The following is a 16,128-nucleotide window of genomic DNA, read 5'->3' on the forward strand; positions in this document are numbered from 1 at the left end:
AGTGGTGATGGCCTTTTTTGTCATTTCAATGATTTTATTGAAATGAAGGGTTTTAATAAGAGCAGAAGTTCCGAAGAAACGATTGATTTCAAAGACTGCTTTTTCACTTCGGTGCCGAAGTTCGTTATAATAGAAGGAATCAGAAATAGGTGAGGGTGAATAAGATGACGCACCGACGCCCTTTAGTGGAAGCGTTAAATGATTTTCAGCAGCAGCGGCCCGTTTCTTTCCATGTACCGGGCCATAAACACGGAGAGCTGTCAGGTCTGCAGGACGGCATTCGGTCTGCTTTGCGATATGATCAAACTGAATTAACCGGTTTGGATGATTTGCATTATCCGGAAGCTGCGATCAAGGAAGCCCAGGAATTATTGGCTCAGGCATACGGCGCTGATCAAAGCTTCTTTTTGGTGAACGGTACGACCAGTGGTAATTTGGCGATGATCCATGCCGTCTGCAGAGAAGGCGATCAAGTATTGGTCCAGCGAAATTCCCATAAGTCGATTTTTCATGCACTGGAATTAGCTAAGTTAAAATCGGTTTATCTGGCACCTGAATGGGGTGAAGCTTCTCAAAGTGCGGAAGGTGTTACGTTGGAAACTGTGCAGGAAGCCATTCGTCAATATCCGGAGGCAAAAGCACTGATTTTGACTTATCCCAATTATTACGGCATGGCTGGCACTGAGATAGAAGATATTATAAGTCTCTGCCATCAATTCGGTCTGCCGGTATTAGTGGATGAAGCCCACGGAGCCCATTTCCTTGCAGGCCCGCCTTTTCCGCAATCCGCCTTGGCATACGGGGCTGATGTAGTTGTGCAATCGGCACACAAGACGTTGCCGGCTATGACAATGGGTTCTTATCTTCATATACAGGGAAACCGGGTTGATTCGGAGAAAATCCGCAAATACCTGCGAATGTTCCAATCAAGCAGTCCGTCTTATTTGATCATGGCTTCATTGGATGATGCCCGGGCCTATATACAGACGTATACAGGTCCTGACAGGCAGATTTTTGAGGATAAGCGCCGATTTTTCATCGATAGTCTCGAAACGATTTCAGGACTGGACGTTTTTACAGCAGATGATCCACTGAAAATCATGCTGAGGGTACGCGGTTATAATGGTTTCAGGTTACAGAGAAAATTGGAAAATCTGAATCTGTATTCCGAAATGGCGGATATGCGCCAAGTGGTGCTGATATTACCGTTATTGAAGCAAAGTCATACATATCCGTTTGCGGAAATCAGAAGCCGTATCCGGGAAGCCGTTCAAAAACTGCGGAAAGAGCAAAGGGATGAGATTTATCCGATGCCGATGCAGCATCCGGCTGCAATCAGTGAACCGGAGATTTCATTTGAGGCGATCGATCTGGCTGATAAGGAATGGATTTCATATACGAAAGCGATGGGACGCCATTCCGCAGCGATGGTGACCCCGTATCCGCCGGGAGTGCCGCTTGTATTGCCGGGAGAACGCTGGACCCATTCAAAATTGGAGCAATTAATGGATCATCTGGCAGCCGGAGCGATGATTCAGGGAGAACATAATTTGGCTGAAAAACAACTTTCTGTCATTCAGCATGGAGGCAACAAAAATGAATAAACGAGGATATTTTATTACTGTTGAAGGGCCTGAAGGCGCTGGGAAGACGACTGCGATCGAACACTTAATGAAGGAACTCGAATCGCTTGGCATCGAAGCCGTGTTAACACGGGAACCAGGCGGCATTGAAATCGCTGAAAAGATCCGGGAAGTGATTCTGAATAAAAATCACACAGCAATGGATGGCCGGACGGAAGCACTTCTTTATGCTGCGGCCCGCCGCCAGCATCTGGCGGAAAAAGTACTGCCTGCTCTACGTGAAGGAAAAGTGGTGCTGTGCGATCGTTTTATCGACAGCTCACTTGCTTATCAGGGACACGCAAGAGGTCTTGGCATAGATGAAGTTCTATCCATCAATGAATTTGCCATCCAGGATACGTGGCCGGATTTGACCTTATTGTTCGATGTGGCGCCGGAAATCGGCCTGCAGCGGATTGCGGCAAACAGCGGGAGAGAGCAGAACAGGCTGGATATGGAGAAGTTGTCGTTCCATGAAAAGGTGTATGAGGGCTATCAGGAAGTGATGCGCAGATACCCTGACCGCATCGTAAAGATTGATGCCGCAAAAGAACCTGAAGAAATTGTGGCAGATGCATTGGCAGCGATAAAAAAAGGCTTGGAAAGTTATACAACGTAATTAATTGTTCGTGTTATACTTATAATAGAAGGAAAACAAAAAAGGAGTGAGTGCTGATGAAACTCGTCGTTGCAGTTGTACAGGATCAAGACAGTAACCGTTTATCCAATGCGTTGACAAAAAATGATTTCCGGGCTACCAAGCTTGCCAGTACAGGAGGGTTTTTGCGCTCAGGAAATACGACTTTTTTAATCGGGGTGGAAGATAACCTCGTTCCTAAATTAATGGATTTGATCCGAGAGAATTGCCGTTCCCGTGAACAGATGGTAGCACCTGTATCACCGATGGGCGGAAATGCGGATTCCTATATTCCGTACCCAGTGGAAGTTGAAGTAGGCGGAGCCACGATTTTTGTGCTGCCAATCGAGCAATTCCATCATTTCTAAGCAGCATAGTCCTACCAATACATGACCCCGTGCTCCTTTGGAACACGGGATTTTTTTAAAAGGCGGAAGGTGAAAGATGTGCAGATGACAATCGAAGAATTCGGGCAAATGCAGCCGGTGGTGATGAAAAGGCTGCAGGGGGCTTTTGAAAAAGAGCGTTTGGCACATGCCTACCTTTTTGAAGGACCTGCCGGTTCCGGTATAACAGAAGTGACGCATTTTTTTGTAAAGCTATTGCTATGTGAAAATCCGCAGCAAAATGTTCCATGTGGAACATGCAGAAGCTGCCAAATATATGATTCAGGGAATCATCCGAATATCGTTTTTATTGAACCGGATGGCCAAAACATTAAAATCGACCAGATTCGTGAACTGATCTACCGGATGAATAAAACAGGGCTGAACACAGGGCGTAAGATTTACGTCATCCAGGATGCTGATCGCATGAATAACGCTTCCGCCAATGCGTTGCTGAAATTCCTTGAAGAGCCGGAATTCAATGTCATCGCCATTCTACAGACAGAACGGTTGAATGCGATTATGAGTACGATCCGTTCACGCTGCCAGCTGGTGTCGTTTCAACCTTTGTCCCGACCGGTGCTGATGGAGAAACTGATTGCCCGCGGGATGACGGCATCTATGGCTGCGACTGTGAGCATGCTTACGCAAAGCGAAGAGGAGGCGTTCGCTTTAAGTGCAGATGAACAATTCCCGCAGGAAAGAAAAACAGTTTTGAAGATCGTGGAAGTGGTCAGCAACAATGTACACGAGGCTCTTTTAATGCTGCAGTCAGACTGGTTTCCGTTGTTTAAGGAAAAAGAAGATACCGAAAGAGGCCTGGACATGTTATTATTTGCTTATCGGGACATTGCCTCGGTAAAGGCAGGACTCGAGACAGCAAGAACGTATCCAGACATGGAAGAAACTTGGAAGCAGATGGCTCTTCAGCGTTCTTTTACTGTGTTGTCAACACAGCTGCAGGCCATTTTACAGGCCAAACAGCAATTGCCTCGCAATATGAACCGAACGCTGCTGATGGAGCAATTAATGCTGAATCTGCAGGAGGGGTAAAAATTGTATAATGTCATAGGTGTCCGCTTCAAAAAAGCGGGTAAAATATATTATTTCGATCCAGGCGAATTCGCCATCGAAAAAGATGATTATGTCATCGTAGAAACTGCACGCGGAGTAGAGTACGGGAAAGTGGTAGTGCCGGTCAAGACTGTCGGAGAAAATGATGTCGTGCTGCCACTGAAACAAGTTGTGCGTGTTGCCAGTGACCGTGACCGCGAACAAGTGGAAGAGAACCGTGAGGAAGCGCAGCGGGCGTTTGAAACAGGCACAGGCAAGATTGAAGAACATCGGTTGGATATGAAGCTGGTGGACGTTGAATATACATTCGACCGCAATAAAGTGATTTTTTATTTTACAGCGGAAGGGCGCGTCGATTTCCGGAACCTCGTTAAGGATCTGGCGTCAATATTCCGTACTCGCATTGAACTTCGCCAGATTGGTGTAAGAGATGAAGCGAAGATGCTGGGTGGTATCGGGCCATGCGGACGCATGCTCTGCTGTTCAACATTCCTTGGCGATTTTGAACCGGTTTCGATCAAGATGGCGAAAGATCAGAATCTGTCATTGAATCCTTCGAAAATTTCAGGATTATGCGGACGTTTGATGTGCTGCCTGAAATATGAGAACGATGAATACGAGCAGGCGAAAAAAGAAATGCCGGATGTCGGCATGCGCGTTGCGACTCCGGACGGTGAAGGACGCGTTGTCGGGATGAATATTCTGGAACGGGTGTTAAAAATCCGTCTTTCTGAGCAGGAACAGACACTTGAATATGCATTAAGTGAGATAATGGACCAAGGAACGAGAGCGTGAGGTGGTTGGTGTGAAAGATAAGAACTTTTTGGACACGGTCATGGATTTCGAGCAGCAACTCGAATCGATGCAGCAGCAATTCCGCGAATTGAAAGCAGTTGTAGCGCATACAATGGAAGAACATCATGCACTGCAGCTTGAAAATCATCATCTGCGTGCGCGGCTTGATGAGCTTCACGAATCGGTTCCGGAAGCGGCGGCAGCTGTCGACCCTGTAAAACTTGAAAGAGCGGTCATGGATATCGGTGAAGGTTATGATAATCTGGCCCGCCTTTATCATGAAGGCTACCATGTCTGCCATGTCCATTTCGGCAGTTCACGAAAAGGCGATGATTGCCTGTTCTGCCTATCGTTTTTAAACAAGCAGAATTGATGGTGAAATCCACAAAAGCTGCCGTCACTTTGCGTGACGGCAGCTTTTTGTTTTTATAAAGGAGTTGAAAGTGATGCTGTTGGATGATGAACGGCTGGATTATTTATTGGCGGAGGATTTGCGGATTATCCAAAGTCCTTCCGTGTTTTCGTTTTCGCTGGATGCGGTTTTATTGGCACGATTTGCCTATCTGCCCCTGAAGCGCGGTAAAATTGTGGATCTGTGCACCGGAAACGGCGCAATTCCGTTATTTTTAAGTGCACGGACCGAGTCAGAGATCATCGGCGTCGAACTGCAGGAGCGCCTTGTCCATATGGCTCGGCGCAGTGTGGCTTATAATGAGCTCGAAGCGCAGATCCGTATAATGGAGGGCGACGTAAAGTCGATTCCCGAAACGCTGGGATTTGAGAAATACGATGTAGTGACATGCAACCCGCCTTATTTTCCGGCGCATGAAATGAGCGATAAGAATATCAGTGAGCATATGGCGATTGCACGCCACGAGCTGCACCTGACTTTGGATGAAGCGGTGCGTTCTGCAAGCCAATTATTGAAACAGGGTGGTAAAGCGGCGTTTGTGCACCGCTCAGGACGGCTGATCGACCTGATCACTGCGATGCGCGCCAACCGGCTGGAGCCGAAACGCGTCCGCCTGGTCTATCCGAAAGCCGGCAAGGAAGCGAATACGCTTTTGATCGAAGGCACGAAAGACGGCAAGCCGGATCTGAAAATCCTGCCGCCGCTGATTGTCTACGGAGATGACGGTGAATATACGGAAGAAGTGCGGGAAATGCTCTATGGAGACAATTAGCCATTACTTCTATGTATTGGAATGCGCGGACAGCTCCTATTACGCCGGCTATACAAATGATCTGCAAAAAAGGCTGGATGCCCACAATTCCGGAAAAGGGGCTAAATATACACGGGCGAGAGGCCCCGTTCGGATGATCCATTTTGAAGAATTCGAAACGAAGCCCGAAGCGATGAAGGCGGAATATGCCTTCAAGCAATTAACGAAAGCGAAGAAAATCCGTTATATTGCTGAAGGGAAGGAGCAAAGCTGATGAAATCCCAGAAAAGTTTTCAACATGAGACGGCCACGTTATATTTGGTGGCCACGCCGATCGGCAACCTCGAGGACATGACGGTCCGTGCGCTGCGCATTTTAAAGGAAGCCGATGTTATCGCGGCGGAAGATACGAGGAATACGAAAAAATTGTGCAATTACTTTGATATCCAGACGAAACTCGTCAGTTACCATGAGCATAATCAGGAAAGCGGCGGTTACAAGATCCTTTCCTATATGGAAGAAGGCAAATCGGTGGCACTTGTCAGCGATGCGGGGATGCCGTGCATTTCCGATCCCGGTGAAGATATCGTGAAACGCGTCATTGAAGCCGGTTTTCCGGTCGTGCCGATTCCAGGCGCCAATGCAGCACTGAGCGCGTTGATCGCCTCAGGAATCGCGCCGCAGCCGTTTCAATTCTACGGTTTTCTGTCCCGCAGCAAAAAAGAGCGGCAGGCAGAACTGGAGCGCTTGAGCCAGAACCGCGAAACGCTGGTCTTTTACGAAGCACCCCACCGGTTGAAGGAATGCCTGAAGAGCATCCATAAGAGTTTTGGCGGCGAACGGAGGATTGTGCTGGCACGTGAAGTGACGAAAAAGTTTGAGGAATTTCTGAGAGGCACAGTGGAGCAGGCAGTGGAATGGGCGGACGCCAATGAAGCGCGGGGAGAGTTTTGTCTGGTCATCGAAGGCAATGCTGCACCGGATCCGGTTGATGCATCGACCTGGTGGGAACAATTATCCATTGCAGAACACGTGGCAGCGGTGATGGAACGCGACGGCCTTTCTTCAAAAGAAGCGATCAAGCAAGTGTCGATTGAACGAAGCCTGTCGAAACGTGAGGTTTACCAGGCTTACCATGAATTAGATCAATAAAAAAACCGGAACGCCTGCAGCGTCCGGTTTTTACTGGTCTTACTTCTTCAAATTGCCTTGAATTTCTTTCATCAGCATTTCTGCGCCTTCAGAACTCAAGACCAATTTACCGCCGACAAGTTTCATGTTGTCGTCTGATACTTCACCAGTTACGGCGCAAGTCATGTTCGGCATGTATTTTTTCAGAATGATCTTGTCGTCATCAACATAGATCTCCAATGCATCTTTTTCTGCAATGCCTAATGTGCGGCGCAATTCGATTGGAATAACGACACGGCCCAGTTCATCAACTTTACGTACAATACCTGTTGATTTCATCAAATTCGTCCCCCTTAAAGTTTATGGATGCTTTCGCCAAAATTCGACAATTACCACTTCCTGTCATAAAGCATACCAAGTCCCATCAAGAAGGTCAATAAAAACTATCTATTTTATAATGAAATTTCATAATTTCTGACATTTTTTTAAGATAATAAATCTGCAAACTTCATGAAGAAAGAAAATTTAAAGTATTGTAAATATTAGACAAAAATAAAAGAATAGTATTTTTACAGATAATCCCTTACGAAGCCACAGTTTGAAACATTGTACAAAATTGCGGACTTCGTTAAAATAAATCTTATACACATGAACTGGAGGAATTTTTCGTGACTGCAAACAAAGAAACATTCTATTTAACGACTCCGATTTATTATCCAAGCGGAAAATTCCACATCGGCACCGCTTATACTACGGTCGCTTCCGATGCGATGGCACGCTATAAGCGACTGCGCGGCTTTGATGTCCGTTTTTTGACGGGCATGGATGAGCACGGCCAAAAGATTGAAGAGAAGGCTCAGGAAGCCGGGCTTGCGCCGCAGGAATTTGTCGATGGAATGGCAGATGCTGCGAAAAGCGTCTGGCAGACGATGGATATCAGCTATGACGATTTTATCCGTACAACGGAAAATCGCCACAAAGAAGGCGTCGAAAAGATTTTCCAGAAATTCCTGGACAACGGGGATATCTATAAAGGCCATTACGAAGGCTGGTATTGCACGCCTTGTGAATCATTCTATACGGAAAGCCAGCTGGAAAACGGCAATTGCCCGGATTGCGGCAGACCTGTCCATAAAGTGAAGGAAGAATCGTATTTCTTCAATATGAAGAAATATGCAGCACGCCTTCTCGAGTATTACGAGAATAATGTTGAATTCATCGAGCCGGAATCCCGCAAAAACGAAATGATCAATAATTTCATCAAGCCGGGCCTCGAGGACCTTTCCGTTTCCCGTACATCATTCGACTGGGGAATTCCGGTTCCTGGAGATCCGAAACACGTCATCTATGTGTGGGTGGATGCCCTGTCGAATTACATCACGTCACTCGGCTATGGTTCCGATGACGAATCATTATTCAATAGATACTGGCCGGCGGATGTCCATGTAGTCGGTAAGGATATCGTCCGTTTCCATACGATCTACTGGCCGATTTTCCTGATGGCGCTTGATCTTCCGCTGCCGAAGAAAGTTTTCGCACACGGCTTCATCATGATGAAAGACGGCAAAATGTCAAAATCCAAAGGCAACGTCGTCTATCCGGAAATGCTGGTTGAACGGTATGGCTTGGACGCCACGCGTTATTTCCTGCTGCGTGAGCTGCCATTCGGTTCTGATGGCGTCTTTTCTCCGGAAGCGTTTATCGAACGCACGAATTACGATCTTGCCAATGACCTCGGGAATTTATTGAATCGGACGGTTTCCATGATCAATAAATACTTTGACGGCAACGTGCCGCAGATTGACGGTGAAAAAACGGAATTTGATGCAACCCTTCAGCAGGTTGCGAAACAGACAGTCGAAGTCTACGAGAAGCATATGGAGAAAATGCAGTTCAGCATGGTATTGAGTGAAGTGTGGACGCTGATTTCCAGAACGAATAAATACATCGATGAGACACAGCCTTGGGTGCTGGCAAAAGACGAAGCGCTGAAAGATCAGCTGGCGTCTGTCATGGCTCATCTGGCGGAAAGTCTGCGTATGACTGCGGTTATGCTGCAGCCGTTCCTGCCGAATGCACCGAAACAGATCATTGAGCAGCTCGGTCTGAGTGAAGAGTATCTGACTTGGGAAACACTTGATGGATTCGGCAAAATTCCAGCTGGCGCAACAGTAGCGGCAAAAGGCACGCCGATTTTCCCGCGTCTTGAAATCGAACCGGAAGTGGCCTATATCCGTGACCAGATGCGCGGAGGCGCGGCAGCACCCGAAGAGGAAATTGTGGAAGAAGTGCCGGACGTGCCGGAAATCACGATTGACGATTTCATGAAAGTGGATCTTCGTGCAGCGACAGTCATCGCCTGTGAGCCTGTTCCGAAAACATCCAAACTGCTGAAATTGCAGTTGGACTTGGGTTACGAACAGCGGCAGGTGGTATCAGGAATTGCCGAGCACTATAAACCGGAAGAATTGGTCGGCAAGAAAGTGGTCGTTGTGGCCAATCTGAAACCTGTCAAATTACGCGGTGAATTATCACAGGGCATGATTCTGGCAGGAGAAAAAGACGGTTACCTGACAATGGCCTCCATTGCGGAAAAATTGCCGAATGGCGCAAAAATTAAATAAAATTACGATTGAAGATGGTCCGCTTGACTGAGCGGACCATCTTTATTATGGTGATATTTGTGTGTTTTTAAGAAGGCTAACCGGTAAAAATGATACACAAATAAGATGTTTTGTTATACAAATGTAATATTGTTGTGAAGAAAGAAATCAAAATTACAGCTAGAATAAGTCTTAGCGTAAGGAGAGTGCTCTATGTTTATTGATACTCACGTACATTTAAATGCAGACCAATATGATGACGATCTTCAGGAAGTCATCGACCGCGCATTGGAAAACAATGTTACAAAAATGATTGTCATCGGATTCGATCGGAAAACGATTGAGCGCGCGATGGCCTTGATAGAACAATATGACTTCATTTATGCCGTCATCGGCTGGCATCCGGTTGATGCGGTGGATTGCACGGATGAAGATCTGGACTGGATCGAAGAGCTTTCCGCGCACCCGAAAGTGGTGGGCATCGGCGAAACAGGCTTGGATTACCACTGGGACAAATCGCCGAAAGGTGTGCAGCAGGAAGTTTTCCGCAAGCAGATACGCCTCGCGAAAAAGCTGGAACTTCCGATCATCATCCATAACCGTGATGCGACCGGGGACGTTTTGAACATCCTGAAAGAAGAAAACGCAGCCGAAGTCGGCGGTATCATGCATTGTTTCGGCGGCAGTGTCGAAACGGCACAGGAAAGCATCGATATGAACTTCATGATCTCACTTGGAGGTCCGGTGACGTTCAAAAATGCCAAGAAACCGAAAGAAGTGGCAGCGGAGATTCCGCTTGAACATCTGCTGATCGAGACGGATGCACCGTATCTTGCGCCTCACCCTTACCGCGGAAAACGCAATGAGCCTTCCTACGTTCCATTAGTAGCCGAAGAAATTGCCCGTCTGAAAGGGATCACGGTGGAAGAAGTGGCAAAAGCCACCACGCAGAATGCTGAAATGTTCTTCAAATTAAATGATAAAAACTGAATCGCTGTTAACCGTTTGATTTGACAGGTTCAAAATGAGTCTATATAATCACTCAGGTGAATGAGGAGGAGTTAAGTTTGACGAAAGAAGAAGAAGATAATAATTATTCAACGATAAAAACATCAAAGAGGAAATCGGTCATTATTACAATGGCGACGGTGCTTATGTTCGCAGCCGTTATGGTTTTCGCAATTTATGAAGGTACAAAAAACACAGTTACAATGGTTTCCAACGGTAATGAAGAAGAAGTGAAAACGCATGCTGAAACAGTAGGTGCATTTCTTGAAGAACAGGAAATCAGAGTAGGCCAGGATGACTATTTGAGCCATACAGCCGATGCTTCGATCGATAACGACATCGTCATCGAATGGACAGAAGCGGATCAATTTACAATCACAGTGGACGGCAAGCCGACATCGGCCTGGACCACTTTGAATACAGTGGAAGATATATTGGCAAAAGCAAATATCGAAATTACTGAGCACGATAAAGTAACCCCTGCCCTTGATGCGGAAGTGGATCCGGAAACAGCCATCTCTGTTGAAAAGGCATATGAAGTTACCGTTCATGATGGACTCGAAGAAAAGAAAGTATGGTCCACTTCGACTACGGTCGCTGACTTTTTGAAACAACATAAAATCACTTTGAACGATCTTGACCGTGTGGAAAAAAATATGGATGAACTAGTCCTTCCCGGATCTGAAGTTAAAGTTGTTCGTGTAGAAAAGGTCACCGATGTAGTGGAAGATTCAGTGAAATTTGCAAAAGAGACGAAAAAAGATTCCTCTCTATTGAAAGGATCTGAAAAAGTCGTACAAAACGGCGAAGAAGGTCTTGTAGAGAAAACTTATGAAGTCGTAAAAGAAAACGGCAAAGAAGTAAAACGTGAACTTAAAGGCGAGAAAATCATCAAAGAACCGAAAAAGCACGTAGTGGCAGTCGGAACAAAAACGGTCGTAGCCAGCATTTCCCGCGGCGCTGACAAAAAAGCGGCAGCTCCTGCTCCGAAACAGGCAGCTGCAGCAACGACTAAAACTGCAGCACCGGCACAAAGCAGCGAACCGGCAAGCGGCCGTGAATTCTATGTATCGGCAACAGCCTACACCGCTTCATGTGCTGGATGCTCGGGCATCACAGCAACTGGCATCAACCTGAAAGCGAATCCGCATCTGAAAGTGATCGCAGTTGATCCTTCCGTTATTCCGCTCGGCTCAAAAGTATGGGTTGAAGGATACGGCCATGCAATCGCTGGTGATACAGGCGGCGCGATCAAAGGCAACAAGATCGACATCTTTGTAGCAGACCGTTCGACAGCATTGGCATTCGGACGCAAACAGGTGAAAATCAAAGTATTGGATTAATAAATCGTAGGCAAAGCTTTCCCGGGGTACCGGGAAAGCTTTTTACATGTCCGGTTGAAACAGGGTACACTGAACATATTGATATTACTTCTATATAAATTGAACTAAAGAAATACCAGATATTTCGCTTCGGCGCTATGGGCAGTGCGAAGATTATGCTTCTTCGCTTAGGTCCACTTCTAGAGTTGGAGTGAAGCAACAAATACTCCCTGCAGTTTCAGCGCAGCGCCCAGCACCCACTCGGGCGGGGTTCCGAGTTCGCTTGTGGAAACTACCTCAGCTCGAGAAGGATTTCTTAGATATGGAGTAAAACAGCAAAGACTCCAGCGGCTTAGCGACACGACCGATACACCGCAGGGAAGGTCTGGCCGAACTTCATTCGGCCAAACCTTTGCGACGAAGCTAGCGCAGCGATGCAGGGACAGAGACAGGAGCATGGGTTCCGGAAAGCGAAGCTGTTTTGCGAAATATCGATTATTAAAGATTATTAAAGATTATTAAATATTATTAGTTCAACTTATATAGCACTGAAGCGGTATATAAAGCTATTCAACTCACTAAAACAAATAGTTTTGAAACGAGGAACAAATAGATGAAGATAAAAGAAGTGATTGTGGTGGAAGGCAAAGACGATACGGTCGCGATCAAACGCGCAGTCGAAGCCGACACCATCGAAACGAACGGCTCGGCGATTTCTGAGGAGACCTTACAGAAAATAGCGCATGCCGCAGCGAAACGCGGCGTCATCGTGTTTACCGATCCTGATTATCCAGGCAGGCGGATCCGTGCTATTATTGAGGAATATGTACCGACAGCGAAGCATGCATTTTTGGCGAAAGAAAAGACCATTGCGAAAAACGGCAAAGGCCTGGGAATTGAACATGCAAAAGATGAAGATATCCGGGAAGCGCTGGCTGCCGTCCATACATTGTGGAACAACGAAGAGCCTGCTGTGATCACAATGGAGGATCTGATCCTCGCACAGCTTGTGGCACATCCACAGGCCCGTCAGCGGCGTACAGAACTTGGCAACAGGCTGCAGATCGGTTATACAAATGGCAAACAGCTTGCCAAGCGGCTGCATATGTTCGGCATAACGAAACAGCAATTCATCGAAGCGGTGCAGGCGCTGAACCAGGAGGAACATTAAATGATAAAAGATATCGCAACACCCATACGCACACAGGAAATCATGGCGAAACATGGTTTGACCGTTAAAAAGAGCCTAGGGCAGAACTTCTTGATCGACCCGAATATTTTACGCAAAATCGTAGGCCAGGCAGATTTGACGAAACAATCCGCGGCTATCGAAATCGGGCCGGGGATCGGCGCTTTGACAGAGCATCTCGCACGTTCAGCCGGTAAAGTATTGGCATTTGAAATCGACCAGCGGCTATTGCCTGTTTTGGACGATACCCTGTCGCCGTACGATAATATCTCGATCATCCATTCAGATATTCTGAAAGCGGACGTGGCGGCTGCCATTGCGAAGGAACTGGAAGGCTACGACGATATCATGGTGGTCGCTAACTTGCCGTATTATGTGACGACTCCGATCATCATGAAGCTTCTGCTTGAGAAGCTGCCGATCCGGGGGCTCGTGGTCATGCTGCAAAAAGAAGTGGCAGAGCGGATTACGGCGAAACCCGGAACTAAAGCCTATGGTTCCTTGTCCATCGCCATCCAGTATTACACAGAAGCGGAAATGGCTTTGACGGTGCCGAAGAGCGTCTTTATGCCCCAGCCGAATGTCGACTCGGCGGTGATCCGCATGACGAAGCGCACGACGCCGCAAGTGGAAGTCATCGATGAGGACTTTTTCTTCAAAGTGACACGCGGTTCATTCGTGCAGCGCCGCAAGACGATCCTTAATAATCTCCAGGCGGCAATGCCGGACGGCAAAGAAAAGAAAGAGCTGATCCTGAAGGCGCTTGAAGACGCGGGAATCGATCCGACCAGACGCGGTGAAACGCTGAGCATCAAAGAATTCGGTGGGCTAGCGGACGAGCTTTACAAGCATTTCGGTTAATCTGTTGAAAAAACGGCACAACTAAAAATAAAAAAAGGTATTTCGAATAAATAAATATTGACACAGAGCGGATTCAGGGATAAAATTAAAAATTTATTTGACAATTTGGGCATTTTGTAGTAAAGTTTGTTTATAGTGAGGTGTAGACAAAATGCCCAAAACTTTGGCGGATATCAAGAAGTCGTTGGATTTGCATTTAGGGAAACGATTGCTGTTGAAAGCAAACGGAGGTCGCAAGAAAACGGTCGAACGTGCCGGAATCCTGCGCGAAACATATCACTCCGTGTTCGTAATTGAGTTAGATCAAGATGAACATGCATTTGAAAGAGTGTCCTACAGCTACGCGGACATCCTGACGGAAGCAGTGGAAATCACTGTATACGAAGGAACAGAAGACGCTTTAGTCGTTAAATAATTGAACTATATTCATATTTTTTTGAGACCCATGCGGTGCCGGTTCGGCGCTGTGTGGGTTTTTTGTTGGTGATTTCAGCTTAACGGGCGGCGTCGCTTTTCTTTGTCCAAAAACGCCTCATTTCATTCGCATGTGTTAAAATAGTCTTCATCAGAATATAAAGGAGACAGTGGAATGCTCTACGTAAAAGCGCCCGCCAAAATCAATTTAACACTGGATGTCTTACATAAAAGACCCGACAATTACCATGAAGTCGAAATGATCATGACCACTGTAGACCTTGCAGACCGTATCGGACTGAAGAAAACAGAACGCGGTATCCATATCGAATCAGCAGATCGGTTTGTGCCGAATGATTCCCGGAACCTCGCCTACCAGGCAGCAAAATTATTGAAAGATACGTATAACATCAAATCCGGTGTCATCATCAAGCTGGATAAACAGATTCCGGTGGCTGCCGGACTTGCCGGCGGATCAAGTGATGCAGCTGCAACGCTGAAAGGCTTGAACAAATTATGGAAGTTGAATCTGTCGCTGGATGAGCTTGCCGAACTCGGCACGAAAATCGGCTCGGATGTCGCTTTCTGCGTCTACGGCGGAACCGCACTGGCAAAAGGCCGCGGAGAAATCATTCAACAGCTGCCATCACCGCCAAACTGCTGGGTCATTCTGGCGAAGCCGACAATTGGCGTGTCCACCGCAGAAGTATACGGTGCATTTGACGTCAATCGGGCGGATCATCCGAATACGCAGGAAATGATCCGTGCCATTGAAAATAAAGATTATGACGCCGTCTGTGAGAACCTGGGCAATGCCCTGGAAAGTGTGACTTTGTCATTGTATCCGGAAGTGGCACAGATCAAAGATCAGATGAAGAAGTTCGGTGCGGATGCTGTTTTGATGAGCGGCAGCGGCCCGACTGTTTTCGGATTGGTACAGCAGGAAGCGCGTGTGGCGCGTATTTATAACGGATTACGCGGCTTCTGTGATGAAGTGTATGCGGTCCGATTGGTCGGCGAACGGGAGCCACTTGCTTAAAGACGGATAATTATGGTAAGTTTTCATTAAATCATTCGTGTTTAGGAGAGTGGAAAATGAAGTGGAAGCGCAGTGAACGTTTAGTGGACATGACACATTATTTATTGGATCATCCGCATAAATTGATTCCGTTGACGTATTTTGCTGATTTGTATGGATCGGCCAAATCATCGATCAGTGAAGATCTCGGAATCGTCAAAGAAACGTTTGAACAAAAAGGCATCGGTTTATTGGCTACGGTGCCTGGAGCGGCTGGTGGAGTGAAATATATCCCCAAAATGCAAAAATCGGAAATTCACGGCATCATGCAGGAGCTTATCAGCGAATTAAGCCATTCCGACCGGCTGCTGCCGGGTGGTTATCTCTATATGACGGATATTCTGGGCAATCCGGATATGATGAACCGGGTCGGAAAAGTCTTCGCTTCTGCTTTTGCCGATCAGAAAATCGATGTCATCATGACAGTGGCGACAAAAGGCATCCCGATTGCCCATGCCATTGCGCGTCACCTGAACGTACCGGTTGTCATCGTCCGCCGCGACAGCAAAGTGACAGAAGGATCAACCGTCAGCATCAATTATGTCTCCGGTTCATCGCGCCGCATCCAGACGATGGTGCTGTCGAAACGCAGCATGAAGAGCGGCCAGCGTGTGCTGATCACCGACGATTTCATGAAAGTCGGCGGCACCATGAACGGGATGAAGAATCTTCTTGAAGAATTCGAATGCACGCTTGCGGGCGTGGCGGTGCTGGTAGAAGCGGAACATAAAGATGAACAGCTGGTCGAGAAATACTTATCACTTGTCAAATTGCGCGAAGTCAGTGAAAAAGAACGTAAAATCGAATTGCAAGCAGGAAATTATTTTGCAGATGGAGGTTTTTGA

The 16,128-nt window shown here is 46.9% G+C and carries 18 protein-coding genes; 17 read left to right on the plus strand and 1 reads right to left on the minus strand.

Features of this window, described 5'->3' with window-relative positions; all coding sequences use genetic code 11:
* Positions 1-164: 164 nt before the first annotated feature.
* From IQ294_RS15490 to rsmI, 9 genes are all read left to right on the plus strand, one after another.
* Positions 165-1,604, plus strand: coding sequence for an aminotransferase class I/II-fold pyridoxal phosphate-dependent enzyme (locus IQ294_RS15490; RefSeq protein ID WP_203334956.1), 1,440 nt, complete (start codon positions 165-167; stop codon positions 1,602-1,604).
* Positions 1,597-2,241 (plus strand): dTMP kinase, encoded by a 645-nt coding sequence (gene tmk, locus IQ294_RS15495; RefSeq protein ID WP_203334957.1) that lies wholly within the window; start codon positions 1,597-1,599, stop codon positions 2,239-2,241. The genes IQ294_RS15490 and tmk overlap by 8 nt, the downstream gene beginning before the upstream one ends.
* Positions 2,242-2,297: 56 nt before the next feature.
* Positions 2,298-2,627, plus strand: coding sequence for a cyclic di-AMP receptor DarA (gene darA, locus IQ294_RS15500; RefSeq protein WP_203334958.1), 330 nt, complete (start codon positions 2,298-2,300; stop codon positions 2,625-2,627).
* An 84-nt stretch (positions 2,628-2,711) separates the two neighbouring features.
* The gene (gene holB / locus IQ294_RS15505; protein ID WP_238942879.1) at positions 2,712-3,698 is read left to right on the plus strand and encodes a DNA polymerase III subunit delta'; all 987 of its coding nucleotides are present in this window, start codon (positions 2,712-2,714) and stop codon (positions 3,696-3,698) included.
* 3 nt (positions 3,699-3,701) lie between these two features.
* Positions 3,702-4,514 carry a PSP1 domain-containing protein gene (locus tag IQ294_RS15510; RefSeq protein ID WP_203334960.1) on the plus strand — a complete coding sequence of 271 codons (813 nt, stop codon included), beginning with the start codon at positions 3,702-3,704 and terminating at the stop codon, positions 4,512-4,514.
* A gap of 10 nt (positions 4,515-4,524) precedes the next feature.
* Complete coding sequence (gene yabA / locus IQ294_RS15515) at positions 4,525-4,887, plus strand: DNA replication initiation control protein YabA (RefSeq protein WP_203334961.1); 363 nt, start codon at positions 4,525-4,527, stop codon at positions 4,885-4,887.
* 73 nt (positions 4,888-4,960) lie between these two features.
* Positions 4,961-5,698 carry a tRNA1(Val) (adenine(37)-N6)-methyltransferase gene (locus IQ294_RS15520; RefSeq protein ID WP_432419968.1) on the plus strand — a complete coding sequence of 246 codons (738 nt, stop codon included), beginning with the start codon at positions 4,961-4,963 and terminating at the stop codon, positions 5,696-5,698.
* Complete coding sequence (locus IQ294_RS15525) at positions 5,685-5,951, plus strand: GIY-YIG nuclease family protein (RefSeq protein WP_203334963.1); 267 nt, start codon at positions 5,685-5,687, stop codon at positions 5,949-5,951. Before IQ294_RS15520 ends, IQ294_RS15525 begins: the two co-directional genes overlap by 14 nt.
* Positions 5,951-6,829 (plus strand): 16S rRNA (cytidine(1402)-2'-O)-methyltransferase, encoded by an 879-nt coding sequence (rsmI, locus tag IQ294_RS15530; RefSeq protein ID WP_203334964.1) that lies wholly within the window; start codon positions 5,951-5,953, stop codon positions 6,827-6,829. Before IQ294_RS15525 ends, rsmI begins: the two co-directional genes overlap by 1 nt.
* A 39-nt stretch (positions 6,830-6,868) precedes the next feature.
* Here rsmI and abrB read toward each other — a convergent pair whose 3' ends face one another.
* Positions 6,869-7,147, minus strand: coding sequence for a transition state genes transcriptional regulator AbrB (gene abrB / locus IQ294_RS15535; RefSeq protein ID WP_084242246.1), 279 nt, complete (start codon positions 7,145-7,147; stop codon positions 6,869-6,871).
* Positions 7,148-7,476: 329 nt separating this feature from the next.
* Between abrB and metG the strand changes: the two genes are divergently transcribed.
* The 8 genes from metG to purR all read left to right on the plus strand — a co-directional run bounded on the left by metG (position 7,477) and on the right by purR (position 16,128).
* A complete protein-coding gene (gene metG / locus IQ294_RS15540) occupies positions 7,477-9,432 on the plus strand; it encodes a methionine--tRNA ligase (protein WP_203334965.1) in 1,956 nt (651 codons plus the stop codon).
* A 192-nt stretch (positions 9,433-9,624) separates the two neighbouring features.
* Positions 9,625-10,401, plus strand: a complete 777-nt coding sequence (locus tag IQ294_RS15545) for a TatD family hydrolase (protein WP_203334966.1) — start codon at positions 9,625-9,627, stop codon at positions 10,399-10,401.
* Positions 10,402-10,478: 77 nt separating this feature from the next.
* Positions 10,479-11,762: a G5 and 3D domain-containing protein gene (locus IQ294_RS15550; protein ID WP_238942877.1), complete on the plus strand. Its 1,284-nt coding sequence runs from the start codon at positions 10,479-10,481 to the stop codon at positions 11,760-11,762.
* Positions 11,763-12,354: 592 nt separating this feature from the next.
* Positions 12,355-12,912: a ribonuclease M5 gene (gene rnmV / locus IQ294_RS15555; protein ID WP_203334967.1), complete on the plus strand. Its 558-nt coding sequence runs from the start codon at positions 12,355-12,357 to the stop codon at positions 12,910-12,912.
* Positions 12,913-13,791 carry a 16S rRNA (adenine(1518)-N(6)/adenine(1519)-N(6))-dimethyltransferase RsmA gene (gene rsmA, locus IQ294_RS15560; protein WP_238942878.1) on the plus strand — a complete coding sequence of 293 codons (879 nt, stop codon included), beginning with the start codon at positions 12,913-12,915 and terminating at the stop codon, positions 13,789-13,791.
* Positions 13,792-13,942: 151 nt separating this feature from the next.
* The gene (gene veg / locus IQ294_RS15565) at positions 13,943-14,206 is read left to right on the plus strand and encodes a biofilm formation stimulator Veg (protein WP_071152415.1); all 264 of its coding nucleotides are present in this window, start codon (positions 13,943-13,945) and stop codon (positions 14,204-14,206) included.
* A 174-nt stretch (positions 14,207-14,380) separates the two neighbouring features.
* Entirely contained in the window at positions 14,381-15,244 is an 864-nt protein-coding gene (ispE, locus tag IQ294_RS15570) for a 4-(cytidine 5'-diphospho)-2-C-methyl-D-erythritol kinase (protein ID WP_203334968.1), read from the plus strand.
* 56 nt (positions 15,245-15,300) lie between these two features.
* Positions 15,301-16,128: a pur operon repressor gene (purR, locus tag IQ294_RS15575; RefSeq protein ID WP_203334969.1), complete on the plus strand. Its 828-nt coding sequence runs from the start codon at positions 15,301-15,303 to the stop codon at positions 16,126-16,128.

It is taken from the genome of Planococcus beigongshangi (assembly GCF_016820495.1).
Taxonomy (GTDB): domain Bacteria; phylum Bacillota; class Bacilli; order Bacillales_A; family Planococcaceae; genus Planococcus; species Planococcus beigongshangi.